The organism is Polaromonas sp. P1_F8 (genome assembly GCF_056405635.1).
In genome coordinates this window covers 298,881-319,855 of the sequence record NZ_JBFUBS010000006.1, presented here as the reverse complement: position 1 = coordinate 319,855, position 20,975 = coordinate 298,881, and the positions used below count along the sequence as shown (strand labels likewise).

Sequence of the window (20,975 nt, the reverse complement as noted above, 5' to 3'; positions counted from 1 at the left end):
GCAAGGAAATGGTCATGCCAGGCGATAACGTGTCGATCACCGTCAAGCTGATCAACCCGATTGCCATGGAAGAAGGCCTGCGCTTTGCCATCCGCGAAGGCGGCAAGACCGTCGGCGCCGGCGTCGTTGCCAAAATCATTGCGTAATTTCCGCAAACCATAAGGAATTACCATGGCCACCAAGCAAAAAATCCGCATTCGCCTGAAGGCGTTTGATTACAAGCTGATCGACCAGTCGGCAGCTGAAATCGTTGACACTGCCAAGCGCACCGGTGCGATTGTCAAGGGCCCTGTGCCCCTGCCAACGCGCATGAAGCGTTTTGACATCCTGCGTTCGCCCCACGTTAACAAGACGAGCCGCGACCAGCTGGAAATCCGCACGCACCAGCGTCTGATGGACATCGTGGACCCTACGGACAAAACCGTGGACGCCCTGATGAAGCTCGACCTGCCTGCCGGCGTGGACGTCGAAATCAAGCTGCAGTAAGCAAAAAATCGGGGTTTCGGCCACAAGCCGGCCCCCAAATCGACAGGTTTTAGCCCGGGTTTGCCATTTTTGGCCGCCTGGGCTATACTCTTGGGCTGTCCTTTACATATTGGCTTCTTGCTTCTATGGATTGGGTGGTTTTATTAACTGTCTTTCACATCAAAACGTCTGTGGCCAATTGAAGTCGCAGCGGTGAAAGTTACGAAAGAACACATCATGAGTCTGAGCAACTCCCTCGGGTTGCTGGGCCGCAAAGTTGGCATGATGCGTCTGTTTACGGATGATGGGGACACAGTTCCTGTTACCGTGGTGGATGTATCGAACAACCGCGTGACCCAGGTTAAAACCGAAGCAAATGACGGCTACGATGCCCTTCAAGTGGCATTTGGCGCGCGCAAAGCATCGCGCGTGACCAAGCCGGCCGCCGGCCACCTTGCGAAAGCAGGCGTTGAAGCTGGTGAAATCCTGAAAGAATTCCGCGTGACGGCTGACGTCGCAGGCAAATACGCTGCCGGTACTGTTGTGCCCGCAGCCGACGTGTTTGCCGTGGGCCAGCTGGTGGACGTGCAGGGCACCTCCATTGGTAAAGGCTACGCCGGCACCATCAAGCGCCACAACATGAGCTCGCAGCGCGCGTCGCACGGTAACAGCCGTTCGCACAACGTTCCCGGCTCTATCGGTATGGCGCAGGATCCCGGTCGCGTGTTTCCTGGTAAACGCATGACGGGCCACCTGGGTGACGTCACCGTGACCACGCAAAACCTGAACATCGTGCGCATCGACGAAGCCCGTCAGCTGCTGATGATTCGCGGCGCTGTGCCTGGTTCCAAAGGCGGTTTTGTCACGGTTCGCGCCGCGATCAAGGCCAAGCCCACCACCGCTGCTAAAGGAGCGAACTGATGCAGGTCGAACTCCTGAATGACCAAGGTCTGGCTTCGTCCAAAGTGGACGTGCCTGATACCGTGTTTGGTCGCGAATACAACGAAAGCCTGATTCACCAGGTGGTCGTGGCCTTCCAGGCCAACGCCCGCCAGGGTACCCGGGCCCAGAAGGACCGTGAGCAGGTTCGTCACTCGACCAAGAAGCCTTTTAAACAAAAGGGTACTGGTCGTGCTCGTGCTGGTATGACGTCTTCGCCGCTGTGGCGCGGCGGCGGTCGTATCTTCCCGAACATGCCTGATGAAAACTTCACGCAGAAGATCAACAAGAAGATGTATCGCGCCGGCATGGCGTCCATCTTCTCGCAACTGGCGCGCGAAGGCCGCCTGGCTGTGGTTGATTCGCTGGCTGTGGATTCACCCAAGACGAAAGTCCTGGCTGACAAGTTCAAGGCCATGAACCTCAACTCGGTGCTGGTCATCGCTGATGTGGTTGATGAAAACCTGTACCTGGCTTCCCGCAACCTGGTGAACATCCTCGTGGTTGAGCCCCGTTACGCCGATCCGGTGTCGCTGGTTCATTACAAGAAGGTTCTGGTCACCAAGGCTGCCATGGACCAACTCAAGGAGATGTTCGCATGAGCGCCCGTAACCCATCTTCTCCAAAACTGAAATTCGACGAAGGCCGCCTGATGCAGGTTCTGGTCGCTCCCATCGTGTCTGAAAAGGCGACGATGATTGCGGACAAGACCAATGCCGTGACCTTCAAGGTGCTGCAGGACGCAACCAAATTTGAAATCAAGGCTGCTGTGCAGCTGATGTTCAAGGTGGACGTCCAGTCGGTTGCCGTCCTGAACATCAAAGGCAAGACCAAGCGCTTTGGCAAATCTGTGGGCCGCCGCGACAACATTCGCAAGGCCTACGTGACGCTCAAGCCAGGTCAAGAACTCAACCTCGGTGGGGAGTCTGCGTAATGGCTGTCATTAAAATGAAACCCACCTCTCCCGGCATGCGCGGGATGGTGAAGATCTCCCGGGATCACCTGCACAAGGGTGAGCCTTACGCGCCGCTGCTGGAGCCACAATTCCAGAAGTCCGGCCGTAACAACAACGGGCACATCACGGTTCGCCACAAAGGCGGTGGTCACAAGCATCACTACCGTGTGGTCGACTTCAAGCGCAACAAGGATGCCATTCCGGCCAAGGTCGAACGTATCGAGTACGACCCCAACCGCACGGCCCACATTGCGCTGCTCTGCTACGCCGACGGCGAACGCACCTATATCATCGCCCCCCGCGGCCTTGAAGTCGGCGCCACGCTGATCAGCGGCTCGGAAGCGCCGATTCGCGTCGGTAACACCCTGCCGATCCGCAATATTCCTGTCGGTTCGACGATCCATTGCATCGAGATGCAAATCGGCAAGGGCGCGCAAATCGCCCGTTCCGCCGGCACCTCTGCAACCTTGTTGGCCCGCGAAGGTACCTACGCCCAGGTGCGTATGCGCTCCGGTGAAGTTCGCAAGATCCACATCGAATGCCGCGCCACCATTGGTGAAGTCGCCAACGAAGAACACAGCCTGCGCCGTCTCGGCAAGGCCGGTGTGAAGCGCTGGATGGGTATTCGCCCGACCGTTCGCGGTGTGGTGATGAACCCGGTTGACCACCCGCACGGCGGTGGCGAAGGCAAGACCGGCGAAGGCCGTCATCCTGTCGATCCATGGGGTAACCTGACCAAGGGCTACCGCACCCGCAACAACAAGCGCACGCAAGTGATGATTGTTTCGCGTCGCAAGAAGTAAGGCTAACCCATGACACGTTCACTCAAAAAAGGTCCGTTTGTCGACCATCATTTGGTAGCAAAAGCCGACAAGGCCGTTACCAACAAGGACAAAAAGCCGATCAAGACCTGGTCGCGTCGCTCCATGATCCTGCCCGAGTTCATCGGCCTGACCATCGCCGTTCACAACGGCAAGCAGCACGTACCTGTCTACATCACCGATCAAATGGTTGGCCACAAGCTGGGCGAGTTCGCACTCACCCGGACTTTCAAAGGTCATCCGGCTGATAAAAAAGTTGTGAGAAAGTAAGGAAAAGACCATGGAAACACGTGCAACCCTCCGGGGCGTTCGTCTGTCGGTCGACAAGGGTCGTCTGGTCGCTGACCTGATCCGCGGCAAGAAAGTGGATCAAGCCCTCAACATCCTGAATTTCACGCAGAAAAAAGCTGCTGGAATCATCAAGAAGGTTGTGGAGTCCGCCATCGCCAACGCTGAACACAACGATGGCGCCGACATCGACGAGCTGAAGGTGAAAACCATCTACGTCGAACAAGGTGCCACGCTCAAGCGTTTCTCCGCGCGCGCAAAAGGCCGCGGCAACAGCATCAGCAAGCCCACGTGCCATGTGTACGTGGTCGTTGGCAACTAAAGGCAGCAGGATATGGGACAAAAAATCAACCCAACCGGGTTTCGCCTTGCAGTTAGCCGCAACTGGTCTAGCCGCTGGTACGCAAGCAACCGTGATTTCGCCGGCATGCTGGCTGAAGACATCAAGGTTCGCGAGTACCTGAAGGCCAAGCTCAAGAACGCTGCGGTTTCGCGCGTTCTGATCGAGCGCCCCGCCAAGAATGCCCGCATCACGATTTTCTCGGCACGTCCGGGCGTCGTGATCGGCAAAAAAGGCGAGGATATCGAGAACCTCAAGAAAGAACTGAGCCGCCAGCTGGGCGTGCCGGTCGCCGTGAACATCGAAGAAGTTCGCAAGCCTGAAATTGATGCCAAGCTCATCGCTGACAGCATCACCCAGCAGCTTGAAAAACGCATCATGTTCCGCCGTGCGATGAAGCGCGCCATGCAAAACGCCATGCGTCTGGGTGCCCTGGGCATCAAGATCATGTCGTCCGGCCGCCTCAACGGCATTGAAATCGCTCGTTGCGAGTGGTACCGCGAAGGTCGCGTGCCTCTTCACACCCTGCGCGCCGACATCGACTACGGCACCTCTGAAGCCAAGACCACCTATGGTGTGATCGGCGTCAAGGTCTGGGTCTACAAGGGCGATACGCTGGGCCGCAACGATGCGCCAGGCGCCAAGATGGCGGAAACACCGGCCGACGAAGAACGCAAGCCGCGCGGCCCACGCCGTGATGCCCGTCCTGGCGATCGCCCTGGTTCCGACCGTCCTGCTCCACGCGGTGCCCGTGCACCACGCGGTGCGACCAACACCGCTCCGGTAGATGGAAGCGACAAGCCGGCTGAAGCTACTCCTGGTAGCGAAGCCCCGAAAACCACCGTTAAGCGCGTCCGTAAAGCCGCGCCAGCTGCAGCAGCTGACGGTGCCAAGACCGAGTAATCGGTCTATTAACGGAGAATCAAAATGCTGCAACCCGCTCGCAGAAAATACCGCAAAGAGCAAAAAGGCCGTAACACCGGCATCGCAACCCGGGGTTCCTCGGTTGCGTTCGGTGACTTCGGTCTCAAATGCACTGACCGTGGCCGTCTGACGGCCCGTCAAATTGAAGCCGCACGCCGTGCGATTTCCCGTCACGTCAAACGTGGCGGCCGTATCTGGATCCGTGTCTTCCCGGACAAGCCGATTTCCCAAAAGCCTGCTGAAGTGCGTATGGGTAACGGTAAAGGTAACCCAGAGTACTACGTGGCTGAAATCCAGCCCGGCAAGATCGTCTTTGAAATCGTTGGTGTGCCTGAAGAGCTGGCCCGCGAAGCGTTCCGCCTGGCATCCGCCAAGCTGCCGCTGCGCACCACCTTCGTCAGCCGCATGATTGGCCAGTAAGGGGAAATGACAATGACCAAATCTACTGAACTGCGCCAAAAAGACGTTGCCGGCCTGAAAACCGAAGTCAAAGAGCTGCAAAAAGCCCACTTTGGCCTGCGCATGCAAAAAGCCACGCAGCAACTGACCAACCTTTCCACGCTGCGTTCCACGCGTCGCAGCATCGCTCGCGCCAAGACTATCCTGGCCGAAACCATCGTCAAGCAAGGAGCCAAAAAATGACGGAAGCTAAAAAATCCCTCAAGCGCACCTTGATCGGCAAGGTGGTCAGCGACAAGCGCGCCAAGACCGTCACGGTTCTGGTTGAGCGTCGTGTGAAGCATGAGCTGTACGGCAAGATCGTATCGCTGTCCAGCAAGTACCACGCCCATGACGAAAAAGGCGAGTACCACACGGGTGACGTGATCGAGATCACCGAAAGCCGCCCGATCTCCAAGACCAAGAACTGGGTTGTGACCCGTCTGGTTGAAAAGGCTGCGGTCGTTTAAGTCTTGAGTTCAACTTAAGGCTGACTCCGGTCACGCTCAAAAAACGGCTCACTTCGGTGGGCCGTTTTTGTTTGTGCTTTCTGCGATGCCGCTGGTGTGCCGCCGTCCCTCCGGGCTTTCGAAGTATGACCTTCACGTGCGCGCCGCCTTTTGCACAGTGAGCACACGCTTGCCGCCGCCGCACTACACTTCGGGTTTGATTTCCCCACTTCATTCACAACCCATCCATTCTTGAGGAGCACACCATGATCAAAGTAGGCGACACCCTTCCGGCCACCACGCTGATGGAATTTTCTGAAGTTGAAGGCAATGGCTGCAGCATTGGTCCCAACCCGGTCGACGTGGCCAAGGCCACTGCCGGCAAGACCATTGCGCTGTTCGCACTTCCTGGCGCGTTCACGCCGACCTGCTCGGCCAAGCACGTGCCCGGCTACGTAGAGAAGTTCGGGGAACTGAAGGCCGCAGGTATTGACGAGGTCTGGTGCCTGAGCGTGAACGATGCGTTTGTCATGGGCGCCTGGGCACGCGACCAGAAGACCGGCGACAAGGTGCGTATGCTCGCCGATGGCAGTGCAGAGTTCGCCAAGGCCACCGGCCTGACGCTGGACCTCACGGCGCGCGGCATGGGCCTGCGCAGCAACCGCTACTCCATGCTGGTCAAGGATGGCAAGGTCGCCAGCCTGAATGTTGAAGGCCCTGGCAAGTTTGAAGTCAGCGATGCCGCCACGCTGCTGGCGCAAGCCAAAGGCTGATCACGCTGCCCCCCGGCCCTTACGGGTCTGTCAAAGCCGCTGCCTCTTTGTCAGCGGCTTTTTTTGTGCTCTGCTGGTGATGGTGGATTGACGTCGGTCAGTTAACTGCTATCAATAACATAGCTGCTTGCGCCCGGCGTTATTAGTCTTCAGCCTGTTCTATCTACAAATCGACTTTGAGGTAGTGCGCGCCCGGGATCGGGTTGTGATAGTAGGGCGGTATCTCGGAGAATCCCAGCTCGGCATACAGGGCGCGCGCCGATTCCATGTCGTCCAGCGTGTCCAGCAGCACCGAGGAATAGCCCGCCACGCGCGCCGCATCCAAAATCGCCTCCGCCAGCTGCCTGCCCAGACCGAGGCGGCGAAACGGCAGGCGTACATACAGCCGCTTCATTTCCCCGGCATTCGGGTAATCGACCGAATCCAGCGCCCGCAGCGCGCAGCAGCCGGCGACTTCGCCGTCGACCAAAGCCAGCAGCAGCGCACCCTCAGGGTCATCGTACTCACCGGGCAGTTCGGCCAGTTCGGCCTCAAAGTTCTGGAAGCACAGGTCAATGCCCAGCTGCTCCGCATACTCGCGAAAAATCAGCCGCGTGGCAGCCAGCTGCGCCGGCGTGTCGGGCGTGATGAACTGGATGGAGGGGCGTTGCACGGATCGGCGGGGAGAAGTCGACAACCAGTTTACCGTGATTTGCAACTGGGGAGCAGGCCCGGGACGCCCCGGCCGGAAGCATCAAAATGCAGGCGCGGCCAGTGTAGACACCCAGTAAGCCACGCCGCCGCAGACCGCCAGGATCAGCGCCGCAGCCAGGCGCGAGACCGTGTCGTCCCGCGATGGCGGGGCCGGCACCACCAGCTCCTTGTCACCGTGCAGCATGGCGCCGACCAGGTTGTGCTTGCGGGTCAGGTAATAAACGATGGCCGCGATGTGCAATACCACCAGGGCCAGAAGCACCCACTTGCCAATGTTCTTGTGGTAGTCGGTTGCCAGGCCGACGGTGGCGTTGGAGACAAAACGTGTGAGCGGGCCGGCAAAGGCAATTTCGTCGTCGCTCAGCAGGCCCGTGCCGACCTGAGCCACCAGAAATCCCAGCATGGCGAACACCGAACCAGCGCCTATCGGGCTGTGGCCGACACCGTGCTCGGGTTTCCCTTGGCCTTTGAGGTAGCTGATGACGCTTTGGGGCGCATAGATGAACGCACCAAAACGAGACCAGCGCCCACCCACCAGGCCCCAGACAATGCGAAACAGCAGCAGGGCCAGCACGGTGTAGCCAAACCGGAAATGCCAGACCATGGCATTGCCGCCGATGGTGCCGGTAATGGCCAGCCCAAGCACACAAGCCACCAGCGCCCAGTGAAAAAACCGCGTGGGGAAATCCCAGACGCGCACCTTGTGAAGGTTTTTATTGGTGTACATGCTCACTCCTCGTTTTTTTGGTTGTTCTATGCAACGGTGCCCTTTATACGGCCTCGCTGCCACTTGGTGCTTTCCCGTAGCGCATAAGTTCCTGCGGAACTTATCAGGTCTGGCTAAACTCAGCCCTATGGCAACAGGCAAAGTGTGTTGCCATTGCCCCATCTTAAGAAAAAACCTACGAGGAAACCCATGAAAGCTTTTGCCTGTATCGCCGCGGCCGCCACATTGATGGCCATGGCTGCTCCGGCCTCCGCGCAGTTTGCCAAACCCGAAGATGCCATCAAATACCGCCAGAGCGCGTTGTTTGTCATGGGCCAGCACTTCGGGCGTGTCGGCGCCATGGCCAACGGCCGTGTGCCCTTCGACGCCAAGGTTGCAGCGGACAACGCAGAAATTGTGGCCGAGATGGCCAAGCTCCCGTGGGTCGCCTTTGGCCCCGGCACCGACAAGGGCGGCAACACCAAAGCCAAGCCTGAAATCTGGGCCGAACAGGCCAAGTTCAAGGAAGGCCATGAAAAGCTGGTCGCAGAGACCGCCAAGCTGGCCGCCGCGGCCAAGACCGGCAACCTTGACAACCTGAAGACCGCTTTCACGGCGACGGCTGGCAGTTGCAAGGCTTGCCACGACGCATTCCGTAGCCAGTAGCCCCCTGTTGAAGCTCACTTCGTGTAGCTTCCTCTCCCCCTCAGGGGAAATAGGTTCACCCCTATCCAAGCTCACTTTGTGTAGCTTGTTTCCCCCTCCAGGGGGCGAGGCCTGCGGTCTGGCAAAGCCAGTCCCGCGGCCTCTGCTTGAAGGGGCAAACGAAAAAGCCGGTTCAACGAACCGGCTTTTTCTTTTCTTGGGCGCCCGCCTCAGGTCTCTTTGAGAAGCTTTTCGATCAGCTGGTGCAGCGCCGCAAAGTCGGGCTCGCCCACGTACTGTTTGACGATCTCGCCGCGCTTGTTAACCAGGTAGGTGGTGGGTGTGAGCTGCACATCGCCCCATGCTTTGGCCACTGCGCCGGTGTTGTCGATGGCCACCTTGAAAGGCAGCTGGCGCGTCTGGGTGTAATTGACGACATAGCTGGGTGGGTCGTAGCTCATGGCCACGGCCAGCGTATCGTAGCCTTGGGATTGGTATTTGTTGTAGGTCGAGATGACCTTCGGCATTTCTGCCACGCAGGTCACACAGCTCGTGGCCCAGAAATTGACCAGGGTGACCTTGCCTTTGAGGTCGGCGGTGGTTTTTTTGCTGCCGTCCAGCAACACAAAGGTCGACTCCGGCGCGGCCTCGGCGCCGCCACATCCCGGCAGGCAGGCAAGGGCCGCCACAGCCAAGATACCGGCCAGTGCCGTGCGGCATACTGTCAGGCGGGATGTCAATTTCATTGGAAGGACCTCATCATGCTACGTCGCAATTTTAACCAGGCCGGCGTCAGCGCGTTGGGCGCACTGATATTGGCCACTTACCACCAGGCCCACGCACTCTCGCTCGGGGACTTGTCCGGCATCAGCAATGCCGACGCCAGTGCCGGCCTGAAAACAGCCCTTGAGAAAGGCGCTGTCGCCGCAGTCGCCCTGCTGGGCAAGACAGATGGATTCCTCGGCAACCCAAAAGTTCGCATTCCCCTGCCCGGATATCTCGAAGATGCGTCGAAATTGCTAAAAAACTTCGGCCAGGGCAAGCGGATCGATGAACTGGTGACGTCCATCAACCGGGCCGCCGAAGCTGCCGTGCCCATGGGAAAGGACCTGCTGGTCAATGCGGTACGCACCATGAACGTGAATGACGCGAAAAACATCCTGACGGGCGGCGAAACCTCGGTGACCAGTTTCTTTGCCGAGAAAACCCGCACCCCGCTGGGCGTGAAGTTTCTGCCCGTGGTGACCAAGGCGACCGAAAAAGTCGGCCTGGCCAACAAGTACAACGAATTCGCCGGCAGGGCCGCCGGCTTTGGCCTGGTCAAGAAAGAAGACGCCAACATCCAGCAGTACGTGACCGGCAAATCGCTGGACGGCCTGTACCTGATCATCGGCGAGGAGGAAAAGAAGATCCGGCAAGACCCGGTAGGCACGGGCAGCGCCATCCTCAAGAAGGTCTTCGGATCCATGAAATAACGGGTTTTCTGAAATATTGCATCGGAAATTGGCTTCCAGCCCATATAGGGCGGGCGCAAGCAGCTATCAAAAAGTGAGCAACATAGAGGGCAGGGCAGCGGGATCTGGTTCAGGAACAGAGACGGCGTTTTCATGGGGCGGCGGCTCCGAAAAAACGCATTTGCTTACATGCGGTTGGTAAATATGACCACGCGGGAAATGCCTTAACAGCCTCGCCGATAAACGTGCTCTGATGAGGTTGCAGCGAACGGTCTGGAGCGGCTGCAGATACTGCGGATCACCGACGGTATGTGAAGAATGCCGCTCAAGCCACCAAGCTGGGTTATGCAGGCTTCGTCCCGTGGCTGGGGGGCAACGGATGGACGCCGGCATGAAGCGCCGCAACATCAGCAAATCCGGACAATTGCCGAAACATGGATTTATCATCAAGACGGACAGCCACCGCTTCTCAGTGGGTGGCAACCTTGCGGTTCACGCTTCGGGGTTGCGTCCGGTACGGATTCGCGCTTCGCACTCCCGCACGAAACCCACGAGGTGAGCCATGAACGAGCACCCCGATCCATGCCCCAGGGGCGCCAGCCCAGCCCCTTTTGCCGCCACGGTATCGGCGGTCACGGGATCTGGTGTGCGGCGGAAGTTCTTGCTGGTTGTGCTGACGTTCGTCTCCCATGCCGCCTTCGCGGCCTCCTTGCTCAATGAGCCCATCCAGCCAATCCCCCTCACACTGAAGCAGGACCCGGCCCGTGCCGAAATCGGGCGGCAGCTGTTTCACGATCCACGCCTGTCCGGAAATGGCCGCGTGTCCTGTTTCAGCTGCCATGACCTGACCAAGGGCGGCGGTGACGGCCGTGACCGCTCCGTCGGGCTCAACGGCGGGCTGACCGGTGTCAATGCCCCCACGGTGTTCAATGCGGCGCTCAATTTCAGGCAATTCTGGAACGGCCGCGCCGAATCGCTGGAGTCCCAGGTGGACCATGTCATGCTGAACCCGATTGAAATGGGGTCGAAGTGGGAAGAAGTGGTTCGCAAGATAGCGGACGACGCGAAATACAAAAGCGCGTTTGCTGCCGCCTACAAAGACGGCGTGACCAAAGCCAATATCCAGAACGCCATCGCGGCATTCGAGCGGACGCTGATCACACCCAACTCACGCTTTGACAAATATTTGCGTGGCGACGCCAACGCCATTACCGACGCGGAGAAGGTGGGCTACGCCAAGTTCAAGCAATACGGGTGCGTTGCCTGCCACCAGGGCGTCAATGTGGGCGGCAACATGTTCCAGAAGTTCGGCGTCATGGGCGACTATTTCGCAAAGCGGGGCAACCCGACGGAGGCCGATCTTGGCCGGTACCTCGTCACGAAGGTGGAAAGCGACAAGCACGTCTTCAAGGTGCCGAGCCTGCGCAACATCGCGCTGACGGCGCCTTATTTTCACGATGCCTCGGCCAAGACACTGGAAGATGCCGTCGATGTCATGTTCAGGTACCAGCTCGGGCGCGTTGCCTCCAAAGAAGACAAGGCGTCCATCGTCAAGTTCCTCAATACGCTCACCGGCGAACGGGACTTCAAACCGTGAAAAAAAAGAATCAACTTGCCCTGGCGCCTATGGCGGCAATCACCGCCGTGCTGCTGTCCATCCTGGTGTTCCTGTATAGCAAAACCCAAAGCTTTGACGAGTCGCACTACTTTGAGGATATGGCCGTGTTGCGCCATCTGAAGCAGCTGGACGCGCAATGGGAGCTGGATGTGCTGAAGTCCAGGATCGGGATCAACACGCACTACGATGCGCTGGCCGACAACCAGGGCGGGATGGCCCGGCTCATGGAACAACTCGAGTCGGGCACCCACGCCCACAAGCACGATGCATCCGGGCAGGTGGACAAGCTCGCGTCGCTGGAACGCGCCGTGCAGGACAAAGCCGCCCTAATCGAGCAATTCAAGTCGCACAACTCTGTGCTGCGAAACTCGCTGGCCTTTCTTCCCACCGCAGCGGAAGATGTCCAGCAGTCGCTCGGGCCCGGCCGCGGTACCACAGAGCTGGCGCTCCGGCAGATTTCGTCTGGCGTCAGCAGGCTGCTGCTCGCGAGCATGCTGTACAGCCAGAGCCCGACCGACGAAAAGGGTGCCGAGATAGAAGAAGAACTGGGCCGGCTTGACGGCAAGCTGCGCCATACTCCGCCGGGCATTGCCGACAGGCTGGGGATCTTCCGCGCGCATGTCCAGACCATCCTGCGCGAACAAAAAACAGTCAATGAACTTCTCGCGGGTATTTCCTCGGCACCGACCGCCAAATTGCTCGATGCGGCCAACGATGCATCAACGATCGAGCAGCAGCGCGCGGGGGTGGAGGGCGAGCGCTACGGCCGCTACCTGCTGATTTTCTCGGCGGTGCTGGTGGCCCTGCTGCTGTATGCAGCCCTTCACGTGTTTCGCAGCCATGCCGTGATCCGGCGCGTCAACACGGAACTCCAGGCGGCCAATGAGCACCTCGAACAGCGCGTGCAGGAACGGACGCAGGAGCTGCGCCAGGCGCAAAGCGAGCTGATGACCGCGGCGCGCCAGGCGGGCATGGCAGAGATCGCCACCAATGTGCTGCATAACGTGGGCAACATCCTCAACAGCGTCAACGTCTCGGCCGACCTCATCGGCAGCACCTTGCACAAATCCAGGGTGCAGGGGCTTTCCCGGGGCGTGCAGCTGATGAACGAGCATGCCGGGGACCTGGCCCATTTTCTGGTTCATGACGAGAAGGGCAAGATACTGCCCGGCTATTTGAATGGAATCTCCCAGACCCTGGTGCAGGAGCAGCAGGGCATGCTCAAGGAGCTGGAACTCCTCACCAGAAGCATCGACCACATCAAGGACGTCGTCGCCACCCAGCAGTCGCACGCAGGCGGAAGCAGCATTGTTGAACCGGTGCAGATCTGTGACCTGGTGGAGGACGCCCTGCGAATGAACGGTGTCTCTCTGGCGCGCCACGGGGTCACTGTGGTGAAGGAGTTCGCGCAGATGCCAGAAGCATTGCTGGACCGTTCCCGGGTGCTGCAGATTCTCGTGAACCTGATCAGCAACGCCAAAAATGCCATGGCGGGTATGTCGGCCGCATCGCACCAGATCACATTGCGGGTGGAGCCTGTTGGCGAGTCGACCTTGCGGGTCTCTGTCATGGATAAGGGAGAGGGGATACCGGCGGAAAACCTCACGCGGATTTTCTCGCACGGATTTACGACGCGCAAAACAGGCCACGGCTTTGGTTTGCACAGTTGCGCGCTGGCGGTCAGCCAGATGGGCGGGACACTTTCCGCTCACAGCGACGGGCCGGGTCTGGGGGCCACCTTCACACTGGAGCTGCCAATGGATATCGCGCAGACCAAATCATGACGCAGCTACAGAACCAGCGCATCCTGCTGATCGACGACATGTTGTCGATTCATGAGGACTTTCGCAAAATCCTCGCGGCGAAACCGGTGGCGCGTGATCTGGACGTTGCCGAAACCGAATTGTTTGGTGAGGTCACGCAGATTTCCTACGGTGATTTTGAACTGGACTCCGCTTATCAGGGCGCCGAAGGTGTGGCAATGGTGGAGGAATCCATCCGGGCCGGGCGGCCCTATGCCATGGCTTTTGTGGACATGCGCATGCCGCCGGGCTGGGACGGGGTGGAGACCATCGAGCGGCTTTGGGGTGTTGATCCGCATGTGCAGATCGTGATCTGCACAGCCTACTCCGACCATCCCTGGGAAAATGTGCTGGCGCGGCTGGACGTGCAGGACCGCCTGCTGGTGCTCAAAAAGCCATTCGACATGATCGAAGTCAGCCAGCTCGCGAGAACACTGACCGCCAAATGGGAGCTGGCGCGGCGCGCGGCAGCACAGGTGAGCAGCCTGGAAGACACCGTGCAGGATCTCAGGGCAACCGAAGCGGCTTTGCGCCAGTCCAACAAGGAACTCGAAGCCTTCTCGTATTCGCTCGCGCATGACTTGCGCTCTCCCCTGAACTCGATTGACGGCTTCAGCCATTTGCTGCAAAAGGCCGTCAGCGGTGATGCGGCGGAACGCGCGAGGCATTACCTGAGCCGGATACGCGAGGGAGTCAGGCAAATGGGTGAGCTCACGGATGGCCTTCTGCTGCTGGCCCAGGTGTCCCGTACCAACCTGAAGATCGAGACAGTCGACCTCACGGCAATAGCCGAGCGCGTGCGCGGTGACTGCCAGAAACGCAATACCGCGCGGGATGTGAAAGTCCACATAACGCCCAACCTTACCGCTGTGGGTGACTCCGCGTTGCTGTGCCAGGTAATGGAAAACCTTATTTCCAACGCATGGAAGTTCACCGCCCATGCCACTGCCCCCGAGATCTGGGTTGGGGCGCAGCACCCCGACAACGAAAGTACGATTTATTTCGTCCGTGATAACGGCGCCGGGTTTGACATGACCTATGCAGACAAATTGTTCGGTACCTTCCAGCGCCTGCATTCGCCGGGCGAGTTTGCAGGAATGGGAATCGGGCTGGCAAGCGCTCACCGGATCATTTCCCGTCACGGCGGTCGCATCTGGGCCGAAGGCGCGGTGGGGCAGGGCGCCACATTCTTCTTCACCATACCATCGCCTGTGCGGCAACACTCGCCCGATGAAAGCCCGGCTGATGCGAAAAAACACAGGAGCCAGCCATGACTCAACTGCAGAACCGGCGCATTTTGCTGATCGACGACATGCCGTCCATCCACGAAGACTTCCGGAAAATTCTTGCGTCCAGGCCGGTTGCGCATGACCTGGATGATGCCGAAGCCCTGTTGTTTGGCGACGCCGCACCGGTGTCCGATGATGGCTTTGAGCTGGACTCGGCCTACCAGGGACGTGAAGGTCTGGACAAGGTCGAGGCATCCGTTCGGGCCGGGCGGCCCTATGCCATGGCCTTTGTGGACATGCGCATGCCGCCGGGCTGGGATGGTGTGGAGACCATCGAACGGCTCTGGCGTGTAGATCCGCAGGTACAGATCGTCATATGTACTGCCTACTCCGACCACGCCTGGGAAGACGTGTTCGCGCGGCTGGAAGCCCGGGACCGGCTTTTGATTCTCAAAAAACCGTTCGACCCGGTCGAGGTCAGCCAGCTGGCAAGAATGCTCACGGCCAAATGGGAGCTGGCGCAGCAGGCCGCAGCGCAAATGAGCCGCCTGGAGGAAGCTGTTCAGGTGCGCACCCGCGCCTTGCATGACAGCGAATCGCAACTGCGCCAGATCACGGACAGCGTGCCCGCCTTGATTGCCTATATCGACGCCGAACAGCGCTTTCAGTTCCATAACCTTGCCTACGAGGAAGTTCTTGGCCTGAAGCACGGCCAGATCCACGGCAAGACCATGCGCGAACTGATGGGTGACGAGCTCCACGAAAAAGAGCGGGGCAAGATTGATGAGGCGCTCGCTGGTTACGCGGCGCAATACGATCGCACGCAGGCCACGTCAGATGGCCAGCTGCGCGACTACGTCATGCAGTACTTTCCACGCTACGGCGAAAACGAGGACGAAGGCAAGGTCGTCGGCTTCTTCTCGCTGGGCACCGACGTGACCGAGCTCAAGCGCATTGACCGCATGAAGAGCGAGTTCGTCTCTACCGTCAGTCACGAGTTACGCACCCCGCTGACCTCCATTCGCGGCTCACTGGGTCTGATCGCCGGAGGCGTGGCCGGGGATTTGCCGGCCATGGCCAAAAACCTGGTCGGCATCGCCACCAACAATTGCGAACGGCTCATCAGGTTGATCAACGACATTCTGGACAGCGAAAAAATCGAGTCCGGAAAAATGCGTTTTGACTTCCAGCAGATGGAACTGCAGCCTTTGCTGACGCAAGCCCTGACGGCCAACGAAGGCTTCGCAGGCCAGCACAACGTCAAGCTGGTTCTGGATGCCCCGTCAGAAGCGGTAAGGGTCAGCGTCGACAGCGACAGGCTGACCCAGGTCATTACCAACCTGTTGTCCAACGCCGTGAAATTCGCGCCGGCCCAGTCCCGCGTGGAAGTCCGGCTGCTGTGCAAGAGCGGCAGGGTCCGGGTGGAAGTCGCCGACAGCGGCCCCGGCATTCCCGAAGAGTTCCGAAAGCGCATCTTTCAGAAATTCTCGCAAGCCGACACATCGGACACCCGAAAAATGGGGGGCACAGGCCTGGGCCTGAACATCTCGCGCGCCATCGTGGAGCGGATGGGTGGCCAAATCGGGTTCACGACGGAAACCGGCGTTGGAACTGTTTTCTTCTTTGAGCTGCCCGAGGCGGTGCCGGCGCCGATTCAAACCAGCATCAGGTCCGGCGCGGCGACCAGGCCGCTCATCCTGGTCTGCGAAGACGATCCCGACATTGCCCGCCTGATCAACCTGATGCTTGATAAAGGCGGCTTTGACTCGGACATGGTGCACAGCGCAGGGCAGGCGCTGGAGCAAGTCATGCTGATGCCCTACGCTGCCATGACGGTCGACCTGAACCTGCCCGACCAGGACGGCATCAGCCTGATCCGGGCACTGCGCCGCGAAGAGGCAACGAAAGACCTGCCGATCGTGGTGGTCTCGGCCAATGCTGAAGAAGGCGAGCTCGAGTTCAATACCCAGCCACTGGCGGTTTCAACATGGCTGGAAAAACCCATCGACGAGAACCTCCTGATCCTCAGTTTGCACCGTGCCATCGGCAACATGGCCGAGGGCCGGCCGCGCATTTTGCACGTCGAGGACGACCTCGATATCCAGCGCATTGCCGCGGCCATTGCCCAGGACTTTGCCACCTTTGAATTTGCCGCCACGCTGCGCGAGGCACGCGACCAGCTGGCGCGCCGCCGCTACGACCTGGTGCTGCTCGACCTGACGTTGAAAGACGGCTCGGGCTGGGGGTTGCTGGACACCATTGAAGCGCTGGACATCGTGCCGCCAGTGGTCGTGTTTTCTGCGCACGATGTGGAGTCAAAGCAAAGCCAGCGCGCCGAAGCTGTGCTGGTCAAGGCACACACCTCCAACGAAGAACTGATTCGAACCCTGCAGCGGGTGCTCGATGAAAGCCTCTGGGGAACGGTTCACCCACCTCTGAGTGCCTAGCTCACCCCCGTCCAGGCTCACTGCGTGTAGCCTGTTCCCCCCTTCCAGGGGGCGGCGCCTGCGGCCCGGCAAAGCCGGTTCCGCGGCCCCCGCTGGTGAAATACCCCCGGTGGTAGTGCCCAAAGAATTCTTCAAGCCAGCACGAGCCGCGGGACTGGCTTTGCCAGACCGCAGGCGGGCGGCCCCCTCGGGGGGCAGCGACCCACACGAAGTGGGGGAGCGTGGGGGCTCTACTTCTTTTGACTGGCGCGGTAGACCTGCATCACCGTCGCGAAGTCGCGATCAAAGTTGATGGGCAGGAAGGTGTCGTTGCCGGGAAGCTGCTTTTTCAGTGTGGGCGAGAAGCTGTAGCTGAACGAGCATTTCTTCACGCGTGCCTGCAGTTCGGGCGATACGTCCTTGCTCATGGTCCAGGTTTCCGTCATGAAGGGCGGGCTTTCCCAGATCGTGCGAATGCTCGAGCCTTTGACGTCGCCCTTGACGACCATGCGCTGGTACAAATCGCTGGCCACGGCTGCGGCCGGATAAAAACCATGCATCACGCCCGTGACGGAGCGCTCGTGGCCGTTGGAGAACACGACTTCGTAGTCCTTGTCCGGCGTCAGGCCCAGCGCCGGGAACAGCGCGCGCGGCGCGAGGTTGCCCGAGTTCGAGGTTGGCGTGGTGTGCGCGATTTTCTTGCCGATCAGATCCTTGGGCTCCCTGTACGGGCTGTCGATGCGGGTGATCAGAATCAGCTTGTAGGAGTTGCGCACGCCGCTGGCCTTGTTGCCGGGAACGCCAAACGGCGCCGGCTGGCCGGCGGTGACCAACTGCGCAGCCAGGCCGGGGTTGACCTGTGCCAGCTGGACCTTGCCGGCCGAGATACCTTCAATCAGCTCTTTTTCACCGAGGATGTCGATGTTGCTGGTCTTGTCCATCGATTCGCCTTGCGCGTTTTGCAGGTCGATGTTTCCGCAGCGTGACAGGTGGCTGAAGTAGTCGCCCCACAAGGCCATGGTTTCGCTCTTGCCGTAGGTCTTGGGCATGGCCACGACCATTTTTTCGCGTGGGCCGGAATATTTTTCGGGCGCAGGGGTAGCAGCCGCAGCTTTCGCCTTGCGTGCAGGCTTCGCCTCGTCGGTCTGGGCTGTTGCCGAACCCAGGGCGCAAGCGGCGCTGGCCAATATTGCTGCGTGGCGCAGATAAAACTTCATGTTGATCACTCCAGTTGTCTATGAAACAGATACGTAGGAATGCTGTTTGTGTGTCCTTGGCCGCACAAACCGCGTTCCCAGCCCAATCAGTGTGCATGACGGTGCGTCAAAACGAACTTTTTGTTACATTCGAATGAATACCTTCGTGACATAAATCAGCGTATCTGCTTCACAGGCTGTTGTTTTTTCATTGAAAAGACGGCCCTGGCAACCTGTAAGCGCTTGGGAGGCGGCCAATACTGCGCCTCAGGATGCCCGTGCTGTGCGACAGGGGGTGAAGGCCTCAAGCGGCGAGGGAGGCGTCGATTTTCCCGAGCAGCCATTGCAGCCCGGCCAGGTGCTGCTGGTCGTGGCTGCACAGGTAATGCACCAGGCTGCGCAACGTGAGCGCGCCGTAACCTTCGAATTCCGCCGTGCGGCCAAGTTGCTCGGGCGTGATGCCCGACAGCATGGCCATCGTCCGGGTGCGTGCTGCCCGAAACGCCGCGAAGACTTCCTGCGCATCAGCTGCCGCGTAGTCGCGTTCCTTTTCCAGTACATAGCCGTCCAGTGATTCCAGCACGGGGCTGGCCTCTGACAAGGTGCGCTGAAATCGCACGTGGTAGCCGTCAATCTCGATGTCCCTGACGTGGCAGATCTGCGCGAGGGCCGTGAAATGTTCGCTCGGAATGCCTTCCCACGACGGCGGCGTCCAACCCTTGTGGCTTTCAGGAATCGCGTCGTAAAACTGTTCCAGCTGGCGCGGAAAATCCGCCATGGCCTGAAGCGTTGCAGGGTTCAGGGGCAGGGCAGGGCTCATCAGCCGGCCTTGCGCAGCGAAGGCCACAGCACCGCCTGCGCCACGATCACGTTCTCGCCATTGAAGGTCGCCGCCGGCGAGCCGTAAAGCTCGTAACCCATGGCAAGCACTTCACTCACCCGACGGCAAAAGCTCGCGTCATCCGGGCCGGTAAGGAGCCTGTAGGTGGGAAGACCGTCGGGGGGCGTGGTGGCGGGTGATGTCATGGCGGCAAGCAGCTGATGAACGGAGGGCGATATTACCGTTTCCGCCCACCTGCTGCAGGACGCCGTGCTGCAGACCCCCTTTTCAGGCCTTGCTCAGGCCTTCGCCATCCCCGGCAATGCCATTACACGCCCCGGCGCCGGCATCCCGGTAAACGCAAAGTCGACTTCCGGCTCGCGCCCGCTCACGATGTCCGCAATCGCCGCGCCCGAGCCGCAGGCGTGCGTCCAGCCCAGCGTGCCGTGGCCCGTGTTGAGGAAGACATTGGAGGCCTTGCTTTTGCCGATGTAAGGCACGTTGCTCGGCGTGGCCGGGCGCAGACCCGTCCAGAACTGCGCGCCCTCGCCGTCCGTCATGTCGGGAAAGAGTTGTTTTACACGGCGCACGATGGCGTTGCAGCGCACCAGGTTCAGCTCGGTGTTGTAGCCGTTGAGCTCGGCCGTGCCGGCAACGCGCAAGCGGTTGCCAAAACGCGAGAACACCAGCTTGTACTCGTCATCCGTCAGGCTGACCTGATAGGAGGCCGCCTCGTTGATGACGGGCAGCGTGACCGAATAACCCTTGGCCGGGTAGATGCGCAGGCTTTGCCCCAGCACCTTGGCCCACTGCGCGCTGAAGGCGCCCAGGCACATCACATACGCGTCGGCTTTCAGCATCTCGACCTTGCCGCCGGCCTCGCCGCTGCCCATCGCCACCTGCACGCCGTTCAGCTGCCCTTGCTCGGCGTCCAGGCCCAGCACCGTGGTGTTGTACAAAAATTTGACACCCGCCTGCTCGCAGCGCGCGGCCAGCGCGGCGGTAAATGCGCGGGCGTCACCCGATTCATCGCTGGGTGTCATGCTGCCGCCCACGATGCTGCCGCGGCATTGCGCCAGCGCGGGCTCAATCGCCACACACTCGTCGGCCGTCTTCATGTCGAGTTCGCAGCCGTGCTCGCGCATGATGCGCGCGGGTTCCTGCGCCGCGTCGTACTCGGCCTGGCTGGTGTAGAAGTGCAGGATGCCCTTGGTTTGCGCGTTGTACAGCAGGCCCAGCTCGGCGCGCAGTTTTTGCAGCGCGCCGCGGCTGTACATGCCCAGGTTCACGATCTGCTTGATGTTTTGTGCCGTGCGCGCGGGCGTGCAGTTGCGCAAAAACTCCAGTCCCCACAGCCACTGGTTCACATCGGCGCGCAGCCTGAAAAGCAGCGGCGCATCTTCACGCGCCAGCCATTGCAGCACTTTCAGTGGCGCACCCGGGTTGGCCCAGGGCTCCGCGTGGCTCACAGATATTTGCCCGCCGTTGGCAAAGCTGGTTTCCATCGCGGCCGCGCCGCGCCGTTCGACCACCGTGACTTCGTGCCCCCGCTGCGACAAATACCAGGCCGTGGTGATACCCGTGACACCCGCACCCAAAACCATGACTTTCATGGCAGTTCCTTTTCATTCAAGCAGAACATTGCAGTAGCGCAAGCGCCGTGCCAGGGGTTGCTGTTGAATCGGAAGAATCGTGGCAACCGCCAAGCCATCACATGCTTGCGGCCGCTTCCACTGTCCTTGTTACCTGAGAGATTCAGCCGCTGCTTTTATGTCGATGACAAGCTTCGGCTTTGCTCCTTCGGTGCGCTGCACCTTGCGTGCGGCGTCTCTCCAGACGGCTGTGTGTTTCCGGGCAGTACGGGACCTGAGCGATTATGGAAGTTTGCGCCTTCGGTGGCTGCCTTGGGGGGCAGCGCTCTCCTGCTTGAACGGGTTTGAATTTACCACCGAAGCCTGTTTTTCCAAGCGTGAATAGGGCGTTCAGTACAGGTC

General features: G+C 59.9%; 26 protein-coding genes and 1 riboswitch. Of the genes, 19 read left to right on the top strand and 7 right to left on the bottom strand.

Annotation, left to right across the window (positions count from 1 at the left end):
- From AC1D1J_RS19805 to AC1D1J_RS19745, 13 genes are all read left to right on the top strand, one after another.
- Window positions 1-146 (top strand): EF-Tu C-terminal domain-related protein (locus AC1D1J_RS19805; protein ID WP_477680957.1); only part of this gene is annotated, 146 nt, incomplete at its 5' end.
- Window positions 147-171: 25 nt separating this feature from the next.
- Window positions 172-486, top strand: coding sequence for a 30S ribosomal protein S10 (gene rpsJ, locus AC1D1J_RS19800; protein WP_007838118.1), 315 nt, complete (start codon window positions 172-174; stop codon window positions 484-486).
- A gap of 216 nt (window positions 487-702) precedes the next feature.
- Window positions 703-1,386 carry a 50S ribosomal protein L3 gene (rplC, locus tag AC1D1J_RS19795; protein WP_011481229.1) on the top strand — a complete coding sequence of 228 codons (684 nt, stop codon included), beginning with the start codon at window positions 703-705 and terminating at the stop codon, window positions 1,384-1,386.
- Window positions 1,386-2,006 carry a 50S ribosomal protein L4 gene (gene rplD, locus AC1D1J_RS19790; RefSeq protein WP_011481230.1) on the top strand — a complete coding sequence of 207 codons (621 nt, stop codon included), beginning with the start codon at window positions 1,386-1,388 and terminating at the stop codon, window positions 2,004-2,006. Before rplC ends, rplD begins: the two co-directional genes overlap by 1 nt.
- Window positions 2,003-2,338, top strand: a complete 336-nt coding sequence (rplW, locus tag AC1D1J_RS19785) for a 50S ribosomal protein L23 (protein ID WP_457281637.1) — start codon at window positions 2,003-2,005, stop codon at window positions 2,336-2,338. Before rplD ends, rplW begins: the two co-directional genes overlap by 4 nt.
- A complete protein-coding gene (rplB, locus tag AC1D1J_RS19780; RefSeq protein WP_011481232.1) occupies window positions 2,338-3,162 on the top strand; it encodes a 50S ribosomal protein L2 in 825 nt (274 codons plus the stop codon). Before rplW ends, rplB begins: the two co-directional genes overlap by 1 nt.
- A gap of 9 nt (window positions 3,163-3,171) precedes the next feature.
- Window positions 3,172-3,450: a 30S ribosomal protein S19 gene (gene rpsS, locus AC1D1J_RS19775; protein ID WP_007866503.1), complete on the top strand. Its 279-nt coding sequence runs from the start codon at window positions 3,172-3,174 to the stop codon at window positions 3,448-3,450.
- Between the two features lie 10 nt (window positions 3,451-3,460).
- On the top strand, window positions 3,461-3,790 hold the full coding sequence (rplV, locus tag AC1D1J_RS19770) for a 50S ribosomal protein L22 (RefSeq protein ID WP_007866508.1): 330 nt from the start codon (window positions 3,461-3,463) through the stop codon (window positions 3,788-3,790).
- 12 nt (window positions 3,791-3,802) lie between these two features.
- Complete coding sequence (gene rpsC / locus AC1D1J_RS19765) at window positions 3,803-4,711, top strand: 30S ribosomal protein S3 (RefSeq protein ID WP_477686925.1); 909 nt, start codon at window positions 3,803-3,805, stop codon at window positions 4,709-4,711.
- 24 nt (window positions 4,712-4,735) lie between these two features.
- Complete coding sequence (gene rplP, locus AC1D1J_RS19760; RefSeq protein ID WP_122954483.1) at window positions 4,736-5,152, top strand: 50S ribosomal protein L16; 417 nt, start codon at window positions 4,736-4,738, stop codon at window positions 5,150-5,152.
- Between the two features lie 12 nt (window positions 5,153-5,164).
- On the top strand, window positions 5,165-5,374 hold the full coding sequence (rpmC, locus tag AC1D1J_RS19755; protein ID WP_431098894.1) for a 50S ribosomal protein L29: 210 nt from the start codon (window positions 5,165-5,167) through the stop codon (window positions 5,372-5,374).
- The gene (gene rpsQ / locus AC1D1J_RS19750) at window positions 5,371-5,640 is read left to right on the top strand and encodes a 30S ribosomal protein S17 (RefSeq protein ID WP_457281635.1); all 270 of its coding nucleotides are present in this window, start codon (window positions 5,371-5,373) and stop codon (window positions 5,638-5,640) included. The genes rpmC and rpsQ overlap by 4 nt, the downstream gene beginning before the upstream one ends.
- A 245-nt stretch (window positions 5,641-5,885) precedes the next feature.
- Complete coding sequence (locus tag AC1D1J_RS19745; protein ID WP_477695631.1) at window positions 5,886-6,392, top strand: redoxin family protein; 507 nt, start codon at window positions 5,886-5,888, stop codon at window positions 6,390-6,392.
- Window positions 6,393-6,555: 163 nt separating this feature from the next.
- On the opposite strand, the gene AC1D1J_RS19740 is transcribed toward AC1D1J_RS19745, so the two are convergent.
- Both AC1D1J_RS19740 and AC1D1J_RS19735 read right to left on the bottom strand, forming a co-directional pair.
- Window positions 6,556-7,044, bottom strand: coding sequence for a GNAT family N-acetyltransferase (locus AC1D1J_RS19740; RefSeq protein ID WP_477686927.1), 489 nt, complete (start codon window positions 7,042-7,044; stop codon window positions 6,556-6,558).
- An 81-nt stretch (window positions 7,045-7,125) separates the two neighbouring features.
- Window positions 7,126-7,812, bottom strand: a complete 687-nt coding sequence (locus AC1D1J_RS19735; protein ID WP_477695630.1) for a cytochrome b/b6 domain-containing protein — start codon at window positions 7,810-7,812, stop codon at window positions 7,126-7,128.
- A gap of 189 nt (window positions 7,813-8,001) precedes the next feature.
- Between AC1D1J_RS19735 and AC1D1J_RS19730 the strand changes: the two genes are divergently transcribed.
- Window positions 8,002-8,457 (top strand): c-type cytochrome, encoded by a 456-nt coding sequence (locus AC1D1J_RS19730; RefSeq protein ID WP_477686928.1) that lies wholly within the window; start codon window positions 8,002-8,004, stop codon window positions 8,455-8,457.
- Between the two features lie 209 nt (window positions 8,458-8,666).
- Here the strand turns inward: AC1D1J_RS19730 and AC1D1J_RS19725 are convergent, their stop codons facing one another.
- Window positions 8,667-9,182 (bottom strand): TlpA disulfide reductase family protein, encoded by a 516-nt coding sequence (locus AC1D1J_RS19725; RefSeq protein WP_457281630.1) that lies wholly within the window; start codon window positions 9,180-9,182, stop codon window positions 8,667-8,669.
- A 15-nt stretch (window positions 9,183-9,197) separates the two neighbouring features.
- Here AC1D1J_RS19725 and AC1D1J_RS19720 point away from each other — a divergent pair, with 15 nt between their 5' ends.
- The 5 genes from AC1D1J_RS19720 to AC1D1J_RS19700 all read left to right on the top strand — a co-directional run bounded on the left by AC1D1J_RS19720 (window position 9,198) and on the right by AC1D1J_RS19700 (window position 16,986).
- Complete coding sequence (locus AC1D1J_RS19720) at window positions 9,198-9,911, top strand: DUF4197 domain-containing protein (protein ID WP_477686929.1); 714 nt, start codon at window positions 9,198-9,200, stop codon at window positions 9,909-9,911.
- Window positions 9,912-10,452: 541 nt separating this feature from the next.
- A complete protein-coding gene (locus AC1D1J_RS19715) occupies window positions 10,453-11,487 on the top strand; it encodes a cytochrome-c peroxidase (RefSeq protein WP_477695629.1) in 1,035 nt (344 codons plus the stop codon).
- The gene (locus AC1D1J_RS19710) at window positions 11,484-13,292 is read left to right on the top strand and encodes a DAHL domain-containing protein (RefSeq protein WP_477686931.1); all 1,809 of its coding nucleotides are present in this window, start codon (window positions 11,484-11,486) and stop codon (window positions 13,290-13,292) included. The genes AC1D1J_RS19715 and AC1D1J_RS19710 overlap by 4 nt, the downstream gene beginning before the upstream one ends.
- Complete coding sequence (locus tag AC1D1J_RS19705; RefSeq protein ID WP_477686932.1) at window positions 13,289-14,584, top strand: sensor histidine kinase; 1,296 nt, start codon at window positions 13,289-13,291, stop codon at window positions 14,582-14,584. The genes AC1D1J_RS19710 and AC1D1J_RS19705 overlap by 4 nt, the downstream gene beginning before the upstream one ends.
- Window positions 14,581-16,986, top strand: coding sequence for a response regulator (locus tag AC1D1J_RS19700; RefSeq protein WP_477695628.1), 2,406 nt, complete (start codon window positions 14,581-14,583; stop codon window positions 16,984-16,986). The genes AC1D1J_RS19705 and AC1D1J_RS19700 overlap by 4 nt, the downstream gene beginning before the upstream one ends.
- Before the next feature lie 230 nt (window positions 16,987-17,216).
- On the opposite strand, the gene phnD is transcribed toward AC1D1J_RS19700, so the two are convergent.
- The 4 genes from phnD to AC1D1J_RS19680 form a co-directional block, all read right to left on the bottom strand.
- Window positions 17,217-18,182: a phosphate/phosphite/phosphonate ABC transporter substrate-binding protein gene (gene phnD / locus AC1D1J_RS19695; protein WP_477689451.1), complete on the bottom strand. Its 966-nt coding sequence runs from the start codon at window positions 18,180-18,182 to the stop codon at window positions 17,217-17,219.
- A gap of 283 nt (window positions 18,183-18,465) precedes the next feature.
- The gene (locus tag AC1D1J_RS19690) at window positions 18,466-18,981 is read right to left on the bottom strand and encodes a DinB family protein (protein WP_477695627.1); all 516 of its coding nucleotides are present in this window, start codon (window positions 18,979-18,981) and stop codon (window positions 18,466-18,468) included.
- On the bottom strand, window positions 18,981-19,187 hold the full coding sequence (locus tag AC1D1J_RS19685) for a DUF1737 domain-containing protein (RefSeq protein WP_477668885.1): 207 nt from the start codon (window positions 19,185-19,187) through the stop codon (window positions 18,981-18,983). Before AC1D1J_RS19685 ends, AC1D1J_RS19690 begins: the two co-directional genes overlap by 1 nt.
- 93 nt (window positions 19,188-19,280) lie before the next feature.
- Window positions 19,281-20,594, bottom strand: a complete 1,314-nt coding sequence (locus AC1D1J_RS19680; protein ID WP_477695626.1) for a D-amino acid dehydrogenase — start codon at window positions 20,592-20,594, stop codon at window positions 19,281-19,283.
- 232 nt (window positions 20,595-20,826) lie between these two features.
- A riboswitch (glycine riboswitch) is annotated at window positions 20,827-20,916 on the bottom strand.
- Window positions 20,917-20,975 lie beyond the last annotated feature (59 nt).